A 17,278-nucleotide genomic window follows, 5' to 3' on the forward strand; every position below is an offset into this window, starting at 1 on the left:
AATCCTAACAGCAAACCAATGAACCTGACGCTGAAGATTTGGAGACAGAAGAACTTCCAATCAGCAGGTAAAATGGAGACCTACCAAGTAAAAGATATATCCCCGGAGATGTCTTTCCTGGAGATGATGGACGTGTTGAACGAAGATCTTCTCCGCCAAGGCATTGACCCCGTTGCATTTGACCATGACTGCCGCGAAGGTATTTGCGGTATGTGCAGCTTGTACATCAACGGTCGGGCCCACGGTCCTGAGCGTGGCACTACCACTTGCCAGCTACACATGCGCAAATTCAACGATGGCGACACCATCACCATTGAGCCTTGGAGAGCGGGTCCGTTCCCGGTTCTGAAAGACCTTTGCGTGGACCGTTCTGCCATGGACCGTATCCAACAAGCAGGTGGTTACATCTCAGTGAACACCGGTGGGGTTCCAGACGCGAACGAGATTCCAATTCCTAAAGCAATCGCTGACAAAGCGTTTGACGCGGCAACCTGTATCCAGTGCGGGGCCTGCGTGGCGGCTTGTAAAAACGGTTCTGCCATGTTGTTCGTGAGTGCGAAGGTTTCTCAGTTGGCCATGTTGCCTCAGGGGAAAGTAGAGCGCAAAACCCGCGTGGAAAACATGGTGGCCCAAATGGACAAAGAAGGCTTTGGAGCTTGCACCAACATTGGTTCCTGCGCCGCTGAGTGCCCGGTTGGGATCTCTTTGGAGAACATCGCTATGTTGAACCGCGAGTACATCAACGCTACTTTCACGTCAGAAAACGTATAAGTAAGCTTAAACCAGCAGAAAGCGAAGCTTCTTACAAGAGGCTTCGCTTTTTTGTTTTAGGCCTGCTTTGCTGAAATCAAGCTTAGAACAGCCCAAAAGAGCTTCACCCATACCCTTTGAAGCTAAATACCCGTAACTTTAACCGCACTTACCTGTTTCACTGGCTAAAACTAGTCTCTGATGATTCTGATCATTTCCGGCACCAACCGTCCTAACTCTATCACCCTTAAAGTTGCGAAACTGTACCAGCAGTTGCTTGAAACCCGGGGCCAGGCCTCTGACATCTTGGATTTACAAGATCTTCCCATTGATTTTGCTTCTCCTTCTTTATACAAAAGCGAGCTCTACTCACAGGAATTCCTAGAATTGCGTAAGCGGGTAGCGGAAGCCCAGAAGATGGTGTTTATTGTGCCGGAATATAACTGCTCCTACCCTGGCGTTCTGAAAGCGTTTATTGATGGATTGGAGTACCCAGAAGCGTTGCGCCGGAAAAAGGGAGCTTTGGTAGGTCTTTCCACAGGAAGCCAGGGCGGTAACATTGCTTTAAGCCACTTAACCGATGTACTGCACTATTGCGGACTGCACGTGTTGGCCCAAAAGCCCCGGTTTCCCTACATCCACAAACACATGCAGGAAGGGCAGTTCACCAATCCCTTGTACAAACAACTTCTGGAAGAGCAGATTGACGAACTGCTTGTCTTTTGATCAAGCTGATTTGGTAATAACAACTCTTGAATAGAAAATGAATTGAAAAAAGAAGCCCGAAAACGCAATCCGTTTTCGGGCTTCTTTTTGGTAAACAGGTCAAAACTGACTAGTCTACATTATCGTGCAGGAAACGGTTGTCTCCTAGTAACTCATTGTCATCGTTCAGGTTGAAGCGGGAGATTTTCTGCTCGGCAGATGGGGATACATTCTCTAACTGAACATTTCTGCGTAAATAAGCAGGTACTTCTAATTTCTCTTTGATGGAAGCGTCTGTGTACGCATCAGCGCTCAGTTTGCGGAGGCGCTCTCTGCGCTCGCTCATCTTGTCATGCAGAGAGTATGGTCTTGGGTCCTGAACGGCTGGGGCCTCAACGGTCTCTTCCTCTACTGACGGAGTGAAAATCTCATTGCTGGAATCCAGATCGAAGATGATCTTGTTGTTCTCTGCTACAGGAGCTGCTGGTGCTGGCTTACGCACTGGGTCATTGGCAACCAATTGCGTAGCACTGGCTGGAGGAGTCACAGAATAAGTAGCAACTGGAGCGACTGGTTCGGCAACTACTTCAGTTACTGCCTGAGGCGCAGTTGCTCCAACGGGTCCGGCCTCAATAGACTTTTTTGCAGGGGGCAAGGTTACTATTTCCCGTGCAAAACCAGTAGCGATAACGGTTACTCTAATGCTGGCACCCAGAGAAGAGTCAATACCGTGACCAAAGATTACTTCGGCTTCGTCACCCGCTTTATCCTGGATGTACTCCGTAATCTCGGTCAGTTCGTCCATCTCCAACTCAGCCTGATCACCAGACATGATGGAAAGAAGGATTTTCTGCGCTCCGTGAATATCGGTGTTGTTCAGCAATGGAGAAGATAGTGATTCTTCGGCGGCACGCAAGGCACGGTTCTCGCCTTCTGTGATAGCAGAACCCATCACGGCAACACCAGAATCTTTCATTACCGTTTTCACGTCTTCAAAGTCCACGTTCACGTCTGAGGTTACCGTGATGATCTCGGCGATACTCTTAGCGGCAGTGGTCAACACGTTATCAGCTTTGGCAAACGCAGCTCTGATTGGCAGGTTCCCGAACATCTCGCGCAGCCTGTCATTCAAGATAACAAGAACGGTGTCACAGTTCTCGCTGAGTTCCTTGATCCCGTTGTCAGCAGCAACCCGCTTTTTCTTTCCTTCAAAAGCAAAAGGCGCAGTTACAATTCCTACGGTAAGGATGTCTAGTTCCTTGGCTACTTTGGCAATTACCGGAGCAGCACCAGTACCGGTACCACCACCCATCCCCGCGGTGATGAACACCATTTTGGTATGGGCACCAAGTAACTCTCTGATCTCCTCTTTGCTTTCCAAGGCAGCCTGCTTTCCACGCTCGGGGTTAGCACCGGCTCCCAGACCTTCGGTCAGGTTAGTACCAATCTGGAGCTTGTTAGGAACGCTGCTGCTTTTTAGGGCTTGTTCATCGGTATTGCACACCACAAACTCCACGTCCTTAATGCCTTGGTTGAACATGTGGTTCACGGCATTACTTCCTCCTCCGCCAACACCAATCACTTTGATGATGGACTTAGAGTGCGATGGCACATCAAACTTGTACGATGAAACACTCATGTTATCTCTCCTGAAATTACGCGTTAATAGTTTTGTTGCTTGTCGTCAAAATCATCGATCAGCATACCTTTGGTGCGTTCAAAGATCCTCTTGAAGAAGTCGCTGCCGCCGCTAGATTTCTGTACTGGTTTGACTTCATTTATCACCCTGTTTTCTACAGTAGTATTGTTAGCCGCCATCTGGGTGTAACGGTTGATCCGCTCATCCAGCGCCTGGTAACCTGCCAAAACTAAACCAACGGTAGTTGCATACATCGGGCTTTTCACAGAGTCTATCTTGCTCTTACCCAAATGCTCGTTCGGGTATCCGATACGGGCATCAAGGCCTGTCAAGTACTCTACTAATTGCACCAGATTCTGCAGTTGCGCACCGCCTCCGGTGATCACAACGCCTGCCGCCAATTGGTTGGCATACCCGCTTCTAACAATTTCTGAGTAAACGAGTTCAACAATTTCCTCCATTCTTGCTTCAATAATGAAAGCAAGGTTCTTCAAGGAAATCTCTTTAGGGGTCCGGTCACGCAATCCCGGGATAGAAACGATCTCATTTTCAGAGGCTTCGTCCGCAATTGCTTTCCCAAACCGCACCTTCAGCTGTTCTGCCTGGTTTTGCATTACCATGCAGCCCTGCTTGATGTCTGAGGTGATAATGTTCCCCCCGAATGGAAGAACTGCCGTATGGCGGATAATATTGTCTTTGAAGATAGCCAGGTCTGTGGTTCCGCCTCCAATGTCAATCAGGGCTACTCCGGCTTCGCGCTCTTCTTCGCTCAGCACAGACATGCAGGAAGCCAACGGCTCCAGAATGAGTTGGTCAATTTCAAGACCGGCGCGGGAGATACATTTGGTGATGTTGTTCACCGCATTAGATTGGGCCGTGATGATGTGGAAGTTTCCTTCCAGCCGCACGCCAGACATACCCACAGGGTCCATGATGCCATCTTCGTAGTCCACTTTGTAGTCTTGTGGCATTACGTGGATGATCTCGCTGCCCGGAGGGGTCACCAGACGGTACATGTCATTGGTGAGCCGGTTTACGTCCTCTACCGTGATCTCGCTGTCCAGGGAAGTGCGGGTGATGCTGCCATTGTGCTGCAAGCTTTTGATATGCTGCCCGGCAATACCCACGTTCACAACCTTGATGTCAATACCAGACTGCTCTTCTGCTTGTCTTATTGCTTTGCGAATGGCTTCAACAGTTTTGTCAATGTTGCTGACCATGCCTCTCACTACCCCCTCAGAAACAGCTTTGCCTAAGCCAAGGATCTCTAGCTTGCCGTACTCATTCTTTCTACCTACCAGCGCGCAAATTTTGGTTGTCCCAATGTCTAAGCCTACAACAATTTTGTCGTTCTGCGTCATATCAATAACTATTCACAAATAATCTGATCCTTGTACTCTACGTTCACTCTACTGTACTTATCCCAGCCTACCACTGGCATTACTTCTTTGTAGAAAATGAAAAGCTTCCTGAATTTCTCCTCCACGTAAACCGGCTTCCCAAATTCTATCTGTTGGTCTCCCACCTGTGTCAGAAAGCTTACTTTGCCTTTCTGGTCAATGTCCATGTGGGCAAGCTGGGCGTTCCAAAAGGGATCTTTCTCTATGTACCGCAGCAAAGACAGATACGCTGTGCCTACTGAGTCCTGGAAAAAGGAGTTTGCTCTGGAGGGGGCCACCAATGAGTTTGTCACAGGAATGACATGGGCCGTATAAAGGGAAGACAAGGGAAGTTGATTGCCTTCCTCGTCTAAATACACGTCCTTCTCAGTACTAAGCAGCCGGGCAATTGGCCTGTTCTGCTTTATGGTGACATTTATATTTCCTTCCAGATCACGAGAGACCTCCGCTTCGCGCACAAATTTATGCGATTTAATCCGCATTTCCAGTCGCTTGAGATCAATCTCTTCCGTTTTCGTACCTGCGAGCGGCCGACTTCCATTACGGGTCAGCAATGCCATCACTTCCGATTCACTAAGAAAGTAATTGTTATACTCATTATCAATTTTAATATTGACTTTTTTGCATATTTTTTCCTCCTGTCTAGCTTTAGAAAATCCTGCCAAAAAAACAAATCCTCCAATACAAAAAGCCGCAAAAAGAAGCGCTTTTACCTTTCTATTCCAATACATGGCTCTTTTTATCCAATATTCTTTTTATCTCCGGAACCAACGTATCAATGTCTCCAGCCCCTACCGTGGCTAACACATTAAAATCCAAATCTTTACTTAAAGCTTCCAGTACCTCTTCCTTGGCCATCAGGCGCTTTCTCTGACCCGGCAACAGGTCATATAGCAGTGCCGAAGTAACTCCGGGAAGGGGTAACTCACGGGCGGGGTAGATATCTAAAAGCCAGACGTCATCTGCGATGCTCAGGCTTTGGGAAAATCCATCTAAAAAGTCGCGGGTGCGGGTGAATAAATGGGGTTGGAAAATTACGCGTAACGTTTTCCCCGGGTACAATGCCCTAACCGAACGAAGGAAAGCTTCAATCTCACGGGGGTGATGCGCATAATCATCTAAATATACTTTATTTTCTGAAATAAATACCTTCTCAAACCGTCTTTTTACCCCGGTATATTTTTCAATTCCGGACCTGATGGTCTCCCCCGGAACGTCTACCAAGGATACAGCTTGGGCCGCCGCCAACGCATTCTCTACGTTGTGGAAGCCAGGCACCTGCAAAGCAGTCTCGGGGAGAAGTAAGTTCCGGCCCTTGGCTGAAAATTTCATGGCCCCCTCTGCAATCCTCACTTCAGAAGCAATCAGCTCCTCTTCTTCCAGCCCGTACCTGATTACTTGCACGGTTTCATGCACCGCCTCTGCAATACTCTGGTCAGCGGTATGATTCAAAATCAAGTATCCATTGGGTTTGATCTGACTCACAAACTGCCGGAACGACTCTACCAAGGCTTCTTTCTGACCATAAATATCCAGATGGTCGGGATCTGTAGAAGTGACAATGGCAATGTCTGGGTGCAGGGTCAGAAAAGAGCGGTCATATTCATCGGCCTCTACTACGCACAAAGCCCGGTCTTCTTCCTGGTGCGGCAACAGCAGGTTAGAGCCCAAATCAGTAGAGATGCCTCCCAGGAAAGCGGAAGTGGATACGCCGGCATGATGCAACAAGTGCGCTACCATGCTGGAAGTGGTGGTTTTACCGTGGGTGCCCGCCACCGCAATGAGGTACTGGTCCTGGGTTAACAGGCCCAGCACCTGAGACCTTTTCATGATGGTAAACCCTTCCCGCTCCAGGTACTGCCGCTCAGCATGGGTAGCCGGAACGGCCGGAGTCAACACCACCAGCGTTTCTGCCTTGTTTTCCCGAAAAGAAGCCGGAATTAGCTGCACGTCATCCTCAAAATGGATGCTGGCTCCCTCCTCTCCTAACCGTTGGGTGAGCGGGGTGGGTGTACGGTCATACCCGGCCACGGCAAAGCCTTTGGCCAAAAACCAACGGGCCAAGGCACTCATTCCAATGCCTCCAATGCCTAGAAAGTAGATATGACGGTACTGACTCAGGTTCATTTGATCAACTTCAATAGTTCTTGTACAATTGCTTCGGCGGCCTGCGGTTTCCCCAACTGCCCAATATTTACACTCAGTGTTTTTTGCTTAGCCGGGTCATTAGCCAACTCAAACGCAGCATCCCACAATTTCTGGGAGGCTTCAATGTCTTTCACCAGAACGGCGGCCTCTTTCTGCACCAGCGCCATCGCGTTTTTGGTCTGGTGGTCCTCAGCCACATTGGGCGAAGGCACCAGAATAGACGGCTTTTTAGCCAGACACAGCTCCGAGATAGACAGCGCCCCGGCGCGGGAAATCACCACATCGGCGGCGGCGTAGGCCAGGTCCATGCGTTTTATAAAATCAGAGGCTTTGATCTGATCGATGGGAAACCCTTTCACTGCCGCTTCAGCAGTAGGGAAATAGGCCTTCCCGGTTTGCCAGATGAGGTTATAGCCTGCCTGCTGAATCTTCTGCAAGGCCAGTTCAGTGCTCTGGTTCAAGGTACGGGCGCCTAAACTTCCGCCAATCACCAGGAAAGTCAACCGATTAGGGTTCAACCCGAAGTGCGTCATGGCCTCCTCGCGTTTTCCGTCCAGTTCGGTGATATCGCGCCGCACGGGGTTACCGGTGAGCACAATTTTGGAACTGGGAAAATACTTGTACATGCTGTCATAGGCCACGCAGACTTTGTCCACTTTGTCGGCCAGCAGCTTATTGGTAATACCTGCGTGCGAGTTCTGCTCCTGAATGAGAGATGGAATCTCCAGCTTGGTAGCGGCGTAGAGCAAAGGCCCGCTGGCATAACCGCCCACACCCACCACGGCATCGGGCTTAAAGTCTTTGATGATTTTATAAGATTTCCGGATGCTGGAAATCACCTTCAGCGGGAAAGACAGGTTGTCCATGGTGAGCCGGCGCTGCAAACCACTGATCCAGAGACCAATGATTTTGTAACCAGCCTCAGGAACGCGCGTCATCTCCATGCGGCCCTGCGCCCCCACAAACAGGATCTCTGCCTTGGGGTGCAAGCGCTTAATCTCGTTTGCAATGGCAATAGCCGGATAAATGTGTCCGCCGGTGCCACCTCCGCTGATGATGAATCTATACTCCTTGTTAGGCATGCGCAGCTACATTTACGGGTTTGTTCACCGCCGGCGCCGAGGCTTGCTTGGCCTCATGCTCACTGCGGCTCACACTCAAAATAATTCCAATGGAAATACCGGTAAAAATCAAAGAGGTACCTCCCATACTCAGCAGGGGCAACGGCAAACCGGTGATAGGCCCCAGCCCAACAGCCACCCCCATGTTCACCATGGCCTGAATGACCAGACTGAAACTCAGCCCCGCGGAGAGCAAGCCCCCGAAGGCCCCTAAACTGTTGGTCACCGCCATCATGCCCCGGTACAGGAAGGCCAAGTACAGGAACAGAATCACGGCTCCGCCCACCATGCCGTATTCTTCAATGATGATGGCGTAGATAAAGTCTGAGTACGGGTGCGGCAGCACATTCCGCTGGTCTGAGTTACCCGGACCTTTGCCCAGCACCCCACCCGTAGCAATGGCGATGTACGACTGCTCCAACTGGAAAACCGTCTGTTCTTCATCCATAAAGTTCCTGATCCGGCTCATTGCGGTCTCTGCCCTTTGCCCAAACGTAATCCCGATGCCCCCGAAAAGAACACCGATCGCAATCATAGTTACGATGGACTTCATAGGAATACGGCCGATGAACATCAGCAACAGACACGTCAGAAACAGGAGCAACCCAGTGGAAATATTACTCATGGCAATGAGTCCGCAGATCAAACCACTCCACAGGAACAGCGGAATCAGCGTCTGCTTGGAATCAATTTCCATCTGGCGCTTACTCAGAATGCTGGCCAGATACGAGATCAAAGCCAGTTTAGCCAAATCCGAAGGCTGGAATGTCTGGTTGATAATGGGAATGGTCAGCCAACGGGAAGCCTCGTTGATGTTAGACCCTTTGAGGTAGGTATAGATCAACAGCGGCACCGAGAAAATCAAAGCCACCAGGCTTAACTTAGCGTAATAGCGGTAATTGATTTTGTGCGCCAGCCACACAAAGGCCAGACCAATAAAGATGAGGCTGGAGTGCTTGAACAGGTAGTACTCTGTGTTACCGCCCATTTTTTTGTACGCCAGCGTACCCGTGGCCGAATACACCACGGCAATACTAATGAGCCCGAAAGACAAGACAATCCCCCACAAGATCGGGTCGCCTTTCAGATTGTCGCGAAGCCAGTTCTTGATAGGTGTCATGCTACGATACTTTTAAGGGCGGCGACTGCCTGGGCAAATGCCCTACCCCGGTGTTCATAATTGTTGAATAAGTCAAAGCTGGCACAGGCCGGGGAAAGCAACACCACATCTCCCGCCTCCGCGAAATCTTTGGCCAGTTGCACCGCCTCGTTCACATCCTGCGTCTCCACCATTTTTGGGCCGAAATCTGGAAAAGCGGCCAAAATCTTGCTGTTGTCCACGCCCAGGCACACAATGGCTTTCACCTTCTGGCGCACCAAGGGGAGCAATGGGGTATAGTCATTGCCTTTGTCGGTGCCGCCTACTACCCACACAATGGGTTCGTTGATTCCGTCCAGCGCGTACCACACCGCTTCCACGTTAGTCGCCTTGGAGTCATTGATGAACCGAACGCCATCAATTTCCCCTACTGGTTGCAGGCGATGATCGGCGTTCCGGAACGTGCCCAGAGCTTCTTCTATCTGGCTCGGCGCAATGCCTGCCAGCAACGCAGCTCCCACCGCGGCCATGGTGTTGTACTGGTTGTGCTGCCCGATGAGCGGCGAAGCCGAGGTATCTATTTTAGTGGTGTTTCCTGAGAAAGAAGCCAGAATCGCTTGTCCTTCAAATTTCAGAGCCAAGCCTTCTGCCTCTCTCAACCCGAATGCCAGTTGCATCCCAGGCACTTCGTGCGAAGCCCGGTATTTCTGGATCTCGGCATCATCCTGGTTGAACAGGAAGAAATCGCCAGCCGTCATGTTCTGGGCAATCCGGAACTTAGAGGCGGCATACTTTTCCATCTGGTACTCGTAGCGGTCCAGGTGGTCGGGGGTGATGTTCAGCAGAATGCCCACGTGCGCCTTGAACTGGTACATGTTGTCCAGCTGAAAGCTGCTCAGCTCCACCACGTAGTAGTCATAGGCATCTTCCATGACTTTTCCGGCCAGGCTTTCGCCCACGTTTCCGGCCAGCGCCACGTTCAAGCCTGCGCTTTTCAACAGGTGGTAAGTCAGCAGAGTAGTGGTGGTTTTGCCGTTGGTGCCTGTGATGCAGATGAACTTGCCCGAGGCGTACCGCCCCGCAAACTCAATCTCCGAGATCACGGGGATGTTTCTTTCCACCGCACCTTGGATCACCGGCGCCTTGTCCGGGATACCCGGACTCTTGATAATTTCCTGGGCGGCATAGATCTGCTCCAGCGTGTGCGTGCCTTCCTCAAAAGGAATCTGCGCCTGGGTCAGTTGCTGCCGGTACTTCTCGGCAATGGAACCGCGGTCTGAGACGAACACGTCATAGCCCTTGGCCTGCGCCAACAAGGCTGCTCCCACGCCGCTCTCCCCTGCTCCTAGTATGGCTATTTTCTGCATTGCTTTGGTTTTTATGTGCTTCGTTTCAAGTCAGTTTTTTAAAAAAGAGACCCGAAACATATTATCTCAATTTCAAGGTCACCAGCGTCAGAATGGCCAGCATGATGCCCACGGTCCAGAACCTTGACACGATCTTGGATTCATGGTAGCCCAGTTTCTGGTAGTGGTGGTGCAGCGGCGACATTTTGAAGATGCGTCGGCCCTCGCCGTATTTCTTTTTGGTGTATTTGAAGTAGCTCACCTGCAGCATCACCGAGAGGTTCTCCACCAGGAAGATCCCGCACAGGATGGGGATTAAGAGCTCTTTTCTCAAAATGAGGGCTAAAACGGCAATAATCCCGCCAATAGACAAGCTGCCCGTATCGCCCATGAACACCTGCGCCGGGTAGGAGTTGTACCACAAAAAGCCCACACAAGCCCCCACAAAGGCGGTACAGAAAATCACCAGCTCCCCGGTATTAGGGATGTACATAATATCAAAGTAATCGGCGAAGATGGAGTTACCAGACACCCAGGCGAACACGGCCAAAGTAGTCCCGATGATGGCCGAAGTACCAGCCGCTAATCCGTCGATACCGTCGGTGATGTTGGCCCCGTTGGATACCGCTGTGATGATGATGATCACCAGCGGGATGTACAGGAAGCGCGCATACGAACCCAAAAGCGGACTCGCGAAGCTGAAGAAGTGGTGGTAATCCAGCTCGTTGTTCTTGGTAAAAGGCACCGTGGTGATCATTTTGCGCACATCGGTGAAGGTGCTGGACACGTCAATGGCCGTGAGTCCTTTGGCGGTCAGGTATTGGCGCACCACCACATCCTCAGAGAAAAACAGGGTCAACCCCACAAACAAGCCCAATCCAATTTGCCCCATCACCTTGAACTTCCCGGCCAGCCCTTCTTTGTTTTTGCGGAACACCTTGATATAGTCATCCAGGAACCCGATGGCCCCCAACCAAACCGTAGACACGATCATCAGGATGATGTACACGTTGTTCAGGCGGGCAAACAGCACCGTAGGAAGCAGAATGGCCAGCAAGATGATAAGCCCGCCCATGGTAGGCGTTCCTTTTTTCTCCAACTGCCCTTCCAAGCCCAGATCCCGGATGGTCTCGCCCACTTGCTTGCGGTGCAGCAACCGGATCAGGCGCCCTCCAAAGATCATGGCAATCAACAGCGACAACAGCGCGGCCAATCCCGCCCTAAACGAGATATAGCGCATTACGCCGGCGCCGTACAGGTCAAATTGTCTGTCTAAAAAGTCAAAAAGGTAATAAAGCATTCGTTTCTTTTTATCGAGAGAAGAAAGCCTGAACTCAAGCCCTCTTCAATTCAACTTCAATTCTTTTAAAGCCCTGTGTTATTTCTGCAGCAGGGCAAACGATTCCTGGAGCACCTGCTTATCATCAAACGGCGAGCGCACGCCCTTCACCTCCTGGTAGGTTTCGTGGCCTTTGCCCGCTACCAGAATGATGTCATCGGCTTCAGCTAACAATACCGCGGTTTTGATGGCCTCCCGCCGGTCCACCACCGATAACGCCTTTTTCAGATCAGTGGCTTTCAGGCCGGTCTGCATCTGGTTCAGGATATCCTGCGGATCTTCGTCGCGCGGGTTGTCTGAGGTCAGAATCACTCGGTCGCTCATGCGGGCGGCAATGTCGGCCATCACGGGGCGCTTGGCCGCATCGCGGTTTCCGCCGCAGCCCACAATGGTGATGACTTTCTGCTCCGGTTTCCGGATCTGCTGAATGGTTTGCAGTACGTTCTCCAGGGCATCCGGCGTGTGGGCATAATCCACAATCCCGGTGATCTGCCCCGGCGACACCACGTAATCGAACCGGCCGGCCGCTGAGGTGAGGCTAGAAAGGCTGGCCAGCACTTCCTGCTTGTCCTCGCCCAGAAGCGTAGCTGCGCCGTACACGGCCAGCAAATTGTAGGCGTTAAACGTCCCGATTAATCTAAACCACACCTCCTGCCCTTCCAGCTCCAGTTGCAAGCCCTGAATGGAGTTATCCAGCAAACGGGCTTTGAAATCGGCTTCTTTGCGGAGGGCGTAGGTGTATTTAGTGGCTTTGGTATTCTGCAGCATTACCATGGCGCGCTTGTCATCGGCGTTCACCAGGGCGAAGGCTTTCTTGCTCAGGTTGTCAAAAAACAGCTTCTTGGCCCGGATGTACTCGTCAAAGGTGCCGTGGTAGTCCAGGTGGTCATGGGTGATGTTGGTGAAAACGGCGCCGGTGAACTGCACCCCAGTAACGCGGTGCTGCACCAACGCGTGCGAACTCACTTCCATGAACGCGTGCGTACAGCCGGCTTTCACCATCTGCGCCAACAGGCTCTGCAGCGTGATGGCATCTGGGGTGGTATGCGAAGCCGGGATAACCGTCTCGTTGATCTGGTTCTGCACGGTAGAGAGCAACCCGGCATTGTAGCCCAAGTCACGGTAAAGTTTGTGCAGCAGGGTAACGCAGGTGGTTTTGCCGTTGGTACCGGTGACACCCACCAGTTTCAGTTTTTTAGAAGGATTGCCGTAGAACTCAGCGGCCACGTAGCCCATGGCCTCAGCGGCGTTAGGCACCTGCACAAACGTCACGTTCTCCGGGGTGTTTTGGGGCAGTTTCTCGCAAAACACCACCGAAACGCCCTGCCCAACGGCAGCCTCAATGAAATCATGGCCGTCCCGGAGGGTTCCCCTGATAGCAAAGAAAGCCACGCCAGGTCCTGCCTGACGAGAATCCATTGTTAACGCAGAAAGCTCGGGGTTAGTGGGCCCGAGCAATTGCGTTGGCTGGAGTACCTGTAGCAGGTGTTCTAGTTGCGCCATGTCTTGTCAATGTAATGGTAATGATTGTTCCTTTCGCCACGGGCTCTCCGGGTGGAAGGCTCTGGCTTTCAACCCGACCGAGGCCGATGGCCCGCACCTTCAACCCGTGGTTCCCCAGCAGGTAGAGGGCATCTTTCATGGTCATGTCGGTGACGTCGGGCACCCGGCCCATTTTAACCGGCACCGGTTTCAGGGCTACTGAGTGTTTCTGCGTATCTACCCGCACCCAGTCTTCCTCGGGGCTGAGCGGATGGGCACTGATTCCTAATTTGTTGCAAAGCACGGTGAGTTCTTCCTGACTGCCCGCGTGCAGAACCGGCAATTTGGGCTGGACGTTAGGCGCCCGGCGTACCATTGGCGCATGGATGGCTAAGTCCTGGGCGTAGGCTTTGTCGGCCAGTTCCCGGAATACCGGTGCCGCCACATCGCCCCCGTACTGGGCACCTTTCTGCGGACTGTCAATGATCACAATGCAGCTGTACTTAGGCCGGTTGGCGGGGAAGTACCCCACAAAGGAAGTAGAGTATTTTCTGGTGTACTGGCCGTTGATCACCTTACGGGCCGTACCGGTTTTGCCGGCCACTTTGTAGTCTGTGCTGCGCACGTTCTTACCGGTTCCGTTTTCCACCACGCCCTCCATCATTTGCTTTAACTGCGCCAACGTAGCGTCTGAGCAGATTTTCGGGTTCAGCACCTTGGTTTCAAAAGACTCCAGAATATGGTCGGCCCGTTTGATGCTCTTCACAATCATGGGCTGCACTTTCACGCCGTTGTTAGCCACCGCGTTGTAGAACGCCAATGTCTGCAAAGGTGAGATCTTCAGCTCATACCCGATGGACATGGTAGAAAGAGATGGACGGCTCCAGCTGCGGTCTTTAGGGGTTTTGATGTAAGGAACGGCCTCCCCGTTCATCTGAAAGCCCAAGGGCTTGTGCAATCCAAATTTGTGCAGGTAATCCACGTACTTCTGCGGATTTTTCTCAAAGGTCTGCTGAATGAGCTTGGCAACCCCCACGTTAGAAGACTTCTCAAACACCTGCTGCAGCGTGATTCTACCGTAACCGTGGGTATCTGTCTTCACCGCTCCCCCAATGCGCTCAGATCCTACTCCGGTATCCACGGTATCGGTTAGTTGCATGTTCGTTTCTTCCAGCAGGGCCATCATGGAGGCCAGCTTAAAGGTGGAGCCCGGCTCAGTGCGGCCCTGGTTACCTACGGCATAATTGTAATCCTCCACATACACGCCTTCTCCCGCTTTCCCCAGGTTAGCAATGGCTTTGATGTGGCCGGTGCTTACTTCCATCAGGATCACGCAGCCGTGGTGGGCATCATTCAGGGTAAGCGCCTTTCTCAGGGCACTCTCCGCCACGTCTTGCAGGTTAATGTCAATGGTGGTCTGGATATCGAAGCCAGGCATCGGTTTTACCTCAGTGCCGTCGTTGATGGGCTTGTTACCGCCGGCCATGCGCTCAAACAAGGCCTCGCCGTCTTTACCCGCCAGGTGCCGATTGAAGCTGTATTCAAGGCCCGCTCCTTTCTTATCCTCGTTGATGAACCCGATGGTACGGCGCGCCAATGACCCGAACGGCAAGAACCTGCGGTCCAGTTTTTCAAAGATCACGCCTCCGCGGTTTTTACCGGCTCTGAAAATAGGCCACCTGGCCATCATTTTTTTGTCCTGGTAGTTGATCAGTCGGCTGTTCAGGCGCACGTATTTGCGGTCTGCGCTACGGGCGTTTTTGATCTTGCGCTTGTAATAGTCCGGCGAACGGTCACCGTAGAATCGAGACAACAGGATACTCAAGGAGTCTATTCCCTTGGCGAACACATCGTCTGGGGTAATGGTAGGGTCAAAGGCCACGCGGTAGAACGGCAATGACGTGGCCATGATGCGGTCATCGTTGGAGTAGATATTGCCCCGGGTGGCGAAAACAGGCTGATAATGGAAACGCTTCTCATTGGCGATCTCGCGCCAACGATCCCCATCCTTAAACTGGATGTAACCTACCTTGTAAATAATGGCGAATGCAAAAAGACAGATAGCCAAAAAGGCCAGCCGCACTCGCGTGACGATGGACCTCTTAATATTCATCTTTTTTCAGAACTACTTGAATAGGTGGGGTGGAGCTTTCAACAATGCCGTAAGGAGCCACATTGCGGGCTACTTCAGACTGCTTACTGGCCTCCATGTAATCAGATTTCAGGGTGGTGTAATCGGCCCGCAGGTCTTCCGTTTCTGCCTTGGTTTTGTCAATCTGCCGAAGCGTGCGCTCTGCGTAATGCGTGTTGCCGATGTAAAACAGCACTACTGCCATCAGGAACAACACCTTGGGCAGGTAACGCACCGGCAGCCCCTCGGCGAAAAACCAGTCTACTTTGGTATAGCGGTCCAGCAGCTCAAACAAGCTGGTCCCCTTCTGACGCGGCGGTCTTGCCGGACGCGGTTTCTCTACCTGAGGCACCTCCCGTACGGTGTTGGCCTTAGGTCGATTCACTTGCGGACGTACAGTGTTAACTGCCATAATCAAAATCGTAAAAAGTTAAACCTCTCCCTTCTCTCTCTTTTCTCTTTTTATTTTGACGATTCCTGCGTCTTTCGTTTCTCTGCCACCCGCAACTTGGCGCTGCGTGAGCGGTTGTTTTCCTGCAATTCCTGCGCGGTGGGCACAATAGGCTTGCGCGTGACAGAATCCAGGGGCTTGATCTCATTCCCGAAGAAGTCTTTCTCCACTTCCCCAAAGAACTTGCCTTTGGCGATGTAGTTTTTTACCAGGCGGTCCTCCAAAGAATGGTAAGAGATGACAGACAATCTTCCGCCCGGCTTCAGAACCTCCACCGCTTGCTCCAGCATTTCCTCCAGGGCTTTGAGCTCATCGTTCACCTCAATGCGAAGTGCCTGGAACACCTGCGCCAGGTACTTGTTCTCTTTCCCTTTGGGGGTACAGCCGGCGATGGCCTGCTTAAAATCAGCGATGGTTTCGATGGGCTGCACATTGCGGGCAGACACCAGCTCTCGGGCAAGGGTTTTGGCGTTCTTCACCTCGCCGTACAGCCCAAAGATTTTATGCAGTTGCTCTTCTGGGTAGGTGTTCACCACCTCCCGCGCAGTCAATGGGCTTTCGTTGTCCATGCGCATGTCCAGCGGGCCGTCAAAGCGGGTGGAAAAACCGCGCTCAGCGGTATTGAACTGGTGGGAAGAAACACCTAAATCGGCCAGAATGCCGTCTACCTGACGCACGCCGTACAGACGCAGGTACTTTTTAAGGTAGCGGAAATTGGCCTTCACGAACGTGAATTTGTCTGAGATGAGCTTCTCCGATTGCTTCTCGGCATCGGTATCCTGGTCAAAGGAATAAAGCTGCCCGCCTTGCATTTTCTCTAAGATGTACGCAGAGTGGCCGCCTCCCCCAAAGGTGACGTCTACGTAAATGCCGCCGGGTTTAATGGCCAACGCATCTACCGATTCCTGTAGCAAAACGGGCTGGTGGTACTGCATAGGCTTCTATTCTAAGTTAGTTGCACTCGGTTGGTCCCCGAGGTACTTCTGCGCCAATTGGGAGAAGTTTTGCTGGTCCTTAATCAAAAATGCGTCATACTTTTCCGGGTTCCAGATTTCCACCCGGTTCCCCAATCCTACCACAATGGCCTCCTTCTCAATCTCGGCGTAGCGCACCATGGTGCGCGGTAAGATGAAACGGCCGGCATTGTCAAGCTCAATCTCGGTGTTACCCCTAAAGAAGTTCCGCTGGAAATGGCGGTACTCCTCATTGAACTCATTCAGACTGGCTACTTTGTCATAGATGGCTTTCCACTCGGTTCTGGGGTATAACACCAGGCAAGGTTCAAAACCACGTGTCAGCACCACCTGGTTGCCGCACTCATCAGGCAGATTCGCCTTGATTTTGGCAGGCAGTACCAACCTCCCCTTCGGGTCTAGCTTACATTCATATTCGCCGGAGAGGAAGTTCATGACGGTACAAGCAGCGACTACAGTCTTTGGTACAAAACAAAAGTACTAAAGGGTGAGGCAAAGTCAACCACGGTCTCCCACTTTTTCCCACATTGTGGATAAATCATGGTTATCCACCCCACTTATACACATTATCCACATTTTTCCTCTGCCACTTTGGGATAACTTTTGGAAAACCATTCAAAAATATTTGCTAAATAACACGTGAATACTTAAGCAATGATTTGATAAACAAATACTTACATCATTTTTAATCCT

General features: G+C 51.6%; 15 protein-coding genes. 2 read left to right on the top strand and 13 right to left on the bottom strand.

Going from position 1 to position 17,278, the window contains the following annotated elements:
• Positions 1-18 precede the first annotated feature (18 nt).
• Positions 19-771 (top strand): succinate dehydrogenase/fumarate reductase iron-sulfur subunit, encoded by a 753-nt coding sequence (locus JT719_RS17790; protein ID WP_207434975.1) that lies wholly within the window; start codon positions 19-21, stop codon positions 769-771.
• Positions 772-951: 180 nt separating this feature from the next.
• The gene (locus JT719_RS17795; RefSeq protein ID WP_207434977.1) at positions 952-1,476 is read left to right on the top strand and encodes an NADPH-dependent FMN reductase; all 525 of its coding nucleotides are present in this window, start codon (positions 952-954) and stop codon (positions 1,474-1,476) included.
• Between the two features lie 109 nt (positions 1,477-1,585).
• On the opposite strand, the gene ftsZ is transcribed toward JT719_RS17795, so the two are convergent.
• The 13 genes from ftsZ to mraZ all read right to left on the bottom strand — a co-directional run bounded on the left by ftsZ (position 1,586) and on the right by mraZ (position 17,020).
• Entirely contained in the window at positions 1,586-3,094 is a 1,509-nt protein-coding gene (gene ftsZ / locus JT719_RS17800) for a cell division protein FtsZ (RefSeq protein ID WP_207434979.1), read from the bottom strand.
• Between the two features lie 23 nt (positions 3,095-3,117).
• A complete protein-coding gene (ftsA, locus tag JT719_RS17805) occupies positions 3,118-4,455 on the bottom strand; it encodes a cell division protein FtsA (RefSeq protein WP_207434981.1) in 1,338 nt (445 codons plus the stop codon).
• Positions 4,456-4,463: 8 nt separating this feature from the next.
• Entirely contained in the window at positions 4,464-5,054 is a 591-nt protein-coding gene (locus tag JT719_RS17810) for a cell division protein FtsQ/DivIB (protein WP_242693326.1), read from the bottom strand.
• A gap of 157 nt (positions 5,055-5,211) precedes the next feature.
• Positions 5,212-6,621, bottom strand: a complete 1,410-nt coding sequence (gene murC / locus JT719_RS17815) for a UDP-N-acetylmuramate--L-alanine ligase (protein WP_207434985.1) — start codon at positions 6,619-6,621, stop codon at positions 5,212-5,214.
• Complete coding sequence (gene murG / locus JT719_RS17820; protein ID WP_207434987.1) at positions 6,618-7,724, bottom strand: undecaprenyldiphospho-muramoylpentapeptide beta-N-acetylglucosaminyltransferase; 1,107 nt, start codon at positions 7,722-7,724, stop codon at positions 6,618-6,620. The genes murC and murG overlap by 4 nt, the downstream gene beginning before the upstream one ends.
• A complete protein-coding gene (locus JT719_RS17825; protein ID WP_207434989.1) occupies positions 7,717-8,883 on the bottom strand; it encodes an FtsW/RodA/SpoVE family cell cycle protein in 1,167 nt (388 codons plus the stop codon). Before JT719_RS17825 ends, murG begins: the two co-directional genes overlap by 8 nt.
• Entirely contained in the window at positions 8,880-10,229 is a 1,350-nt protein-coding gene (gene murD / locus JT719_RS17830) for a UDP-N-acetylmuramoyl-L-alanine--D-glutamate ligase (RefSeq protein WP_207434991.1), read from the bottom strand. Before murD ends, JT719_RS17825 begins: the two co-directional genes overlap by 4 nt.
• A 61-nt stretch (positions 10,230-10,290) precedes the next feature.
• A complete protein-coding gene (mraY, locus tag JT719_RS17835; protein WP_207434993.1) occupies positions 10,291-11,508 on the bottom strand; it encodes a phospho-N-acetylmuramoyl-pentapeptide-transferase in 1,218 nt (405 codons plus the stop codon).
• A 78-nt stretch (positions 11,509-11,586) separates the two neighbouring features.
• Positions 11,587-13,050, bottom strand: a complete 1,464-nt coding sequence (locus tag JT719_RS17840) for a UDP-N-acetylmuramoyl-L-alanyl-D-glutamate--2,6-diaminopimelate ligase (protein WP_207434995.1) — start codon at positions 13,048-13,050, stop codon at positions 11,587-11,589.
• A complete protein-coding gene (locus JT719_RS17845) occupies positions 12,989-15,142 on the bottom strand; it encodes a penicillin-binding protein (protein ID WP_207434997.1) in 2,154 nt (717 codons plus the stop codon). The genes JT719_RS17840 and JT719_RS17845 overlap by 62 nt, the downstream gene beginning before the upstream one ends.
• Positions 15,132-15,572 (bottom strand): FtsL-like putative cell division protein, encoded by a 441-nt coding sequence (locus JT719_RS17850; RefSeq protein ID WP_207434999.1) that lies wholly within the window; start codon positions 15,570-15,572, stop codon positions 15,132-15,134. The genes JT719_RS17845 and JT719_RS17850 overlap by 11 nt, the downstream gene beginning before the upstream one ends.
• Before the next feature lie 50 nt (positions 15,573-15,622).
• The gene (gene rsmH / locus JT719_RS17855) at positions 15,623-16,546 is read right to left on the bottom strand and encodes a 16S rRNA (cytosine(1402)-N(4))-methyltransferase RsmH (RefSeq protein ID WP_207435008.1); all 924 of its coding nucleotides are present in this window, start codon (positions 16,544-16,546) and stop codon (positions 15,623-15,625) included.
• A 6-nt stretch (positions 16,547-16,552) separates the two neighbouring features.
• Positions 16,553-17,020 (bottom strand): division/cell wall cluster transcriptional repressor MraZ, encoded by a 468-nt coding sequence (gene mraZ, locus JT719_RS17860; protein WP_207435010.1) that lies wholly within the window; start codon positions 17,018-17,020, stop codon positions 16,553-16,555.
• Between the last annotated feature and the right edge of the window lie 258 nt (positions 17,021-17,278).

The sequence above is a fragment of the Sabulibacter ruber genome, from assembly GCF_017355955.1.
In the GTDB taxonomy this organism is placed as follows: Bacteria; Bacteroidota; Bacteroidia; order Cytophagales; family Hymenobacteraceae; genus Nibribacter; species Nibribacter ruber_A.